Raw genomic sequence first — 928 nt, 5'->3', positions numbered from 1 at the left:
AGCGCCATCTGCGCCCGCGCCCCCTGGGCTCGTGCCATGTTCTGTCCCTTTCGTATATGATCGCCCCAACAGGCTTGACCCGTTCGCCATTTGCAACCAACTGGCCAAAACTCCGCACAGAAATGGCCTTGCCAATGTTTGCAAAAGCAAAAGAAGAAACCGCCAAGTCTTACGAGGCCCCCTATCGGGAGGGCAGCCTCACCGACAAGCGCCGCTCAGTCCTCCACGAAGGCATTACCATCAAAGGGGATTGGAGCAGCGACGGGATCGTCGAGTTCGGTGGAACGATCGTCGGCGATTTGACCGCAGAAACACTCGTGCTGACCAAAGACGGCAAAATCACAGGCAACGTTCGGGCCCATACCGTCATGGTCGAAGGCCAGATCGAGGGCACGATTGCAGCGGTGACGGTCACCATCAAATCTCAAGCCCGGGTCAACGCAAATATCGCGGCCGAAGTCATTTCTGTTGATGCAGGCGCTCAGATGAACGGTCACCTGCAAACCAAAGAGAAAGCCTAAGCCAAAGGATCCGCCGTCGTGTAATAGAGCACGATCGGAATGATCGCAGCTTTCAGGGGGGAAGCGCCCTCAATCGGCAAATCGACAGGTTGCGGAGCTTCAGGCTCAACCCAGTCGCACTGGCCACACAATGTTCGGTCGGATGCGAGCACCGCCCCAAGGCTCGCAACCAGCCAGTCAAAGGCTGCATCGCGCCCCTCGCTCACTTGCACGATTACTTCGATCTCAGCCCGATGCTGGTAGTGATACGCCAGAGGCGAGAGCGTCACCTCAGGCGTCCCCGGCTCCCCATCTCGCAAGATCACAACGCCGTCCCGGCCGATCCGTTCCGGCAGCACCGCGTTGCGCAGCACCAAGGCATCCAGCACCTGAAGCTTGCCATGCAAAGAGGCGAGGATGGTTTCGCG

At 58.7% G+C, this 928-nt stretch carries 2 protein-coding genes; one reads left to right on the top strand and one right to left on the bottom strand.

Annotated elements, in window-relative coordinates; translation table 11 throughout:
* The coding region (locus P0X85_RS15100) for a bactofilin family protein (protein WP_275815205.1) at nt 1-521 on the top strand (521 nt) is incomplete at its 5' end.
* Here the strand turns inward: P0X85_RS15100 and P0X85_RS15095 are convergent.
* Nucleotides 518-928: acyl-CoA transferase (locus P0X85_RS15095; protein ID WP_275815202.1), on the bottom strand; the 411-nt coding region annotated here is incomplete at its 5' end. The two genes, P0X85_RS15100 and P0X85_RS15095, sit on opposite strands and share 4 nt — an antisense overlap.

It is taken from the genome of Pseudothioclava nitratireducens, assembly GCF_029210495.1.
Taxonomy (GTDB): Bacteria; Pseudomonadota; Alphaproteobacteria; order Rhodobacterales; family Rhodobacteraceae; genus Pseudothioclava; species Pseudothioclava nitratireducens.
The sequence above is the reverse complement of the archived record's forward strand: the minus strand, read 5'-3'. Positions and strand labels throughout refer to the sequence as shown.